Here is a 662-nt window from a genome sequence, read left to right on the forward strand (position 1 = left end):
GCAGGACCCGTCGTTCGTCGACCTCATGCAGCGCGCGGGCATCGACTACTACATCGACTTCCGGGGAGCGGACCGGCCGGAGGTCGACTACTCGGACATCGGGACGACGAGTGCGGTCGTCGTCGCACCGATCGTCTGCGCCGACGTCGCCGGTGGGCAGCCGAGCCCCTGTCGCGTGACCGTCGTGGAGCTCGACCAGTCCGTCGTGGAGCCCGGCCAGGGCGTGGTGCGGCCCGACCAGGACTGACCCGCCCGGTCAGGCTCCGGCCTGCCGCGCTCGTTCCGACCGGGCGGCAGCGAGCAGCACGCGCGCCCGGGCGTCGAACGAGTGCTCGGCGGCGACCTCGGCAGCGACCTCGGCTCGGCGCTCGGCACCGGGCCAGGGGTGCGCCGGGTCGAGCAGTGCCGCCAGCTCCGACCGGGAGCGCGCGACGGCGAGCGTCGGTACGTCGAGCACGTCGGCGAGGCCAGTGACCGGGTCGGTGACGACCACGCCGCCCGACGCCAGCACGTCGAACACACGGTTCGACACGAACCCGCCGGCAGCCATGTCCGGCCAGTGGTCGTTGAGCACGACACGAGCCGACGCGTACGCCGCCGCGACCTCACCGCGCGTCATCGACACGCGGCCCCGCATCCGGTCCGGGACCTCGCCCTCCCAC

2 protein-coding genes are annotated in these 662 nt (G+C 73.9%); one reads left to right on the plus strand and one right to left on the minus strand.

Going from position 1 to position 662, the window contains the following annotated elements; translation table 11 throughout:
• Positions 1–247: hypothetical protein (locus NS184_RS18560; RefSeq protein ID WP_193750584.1), on the plus strand; the 247-nt coding region annotated here is incomplete at its 5' end.
• 9 nt (positions 248–256) lie between these two features.
• Here NS184_RS18560 and NS184_RS17195 read toward each other — a convergent pair.
• Positions 257–662, minus strand: a 406-nt coding sequence (locus NS184_RS17195) for a glycosyltransferase family protein (RefSeq protein ID WP_152998326.1), incomplete at its 5' end; no start/stop codon positions are given.

The organism is Curtobacterium luteum (assembly GCF_001475545.1).
Classification (GTDB): Bacteria; Actinomycetota; Actinomycetes; order Actinomycetales; family Microbacteriaceae; genus Curtobacterium; species Curtobacterium luteum_A.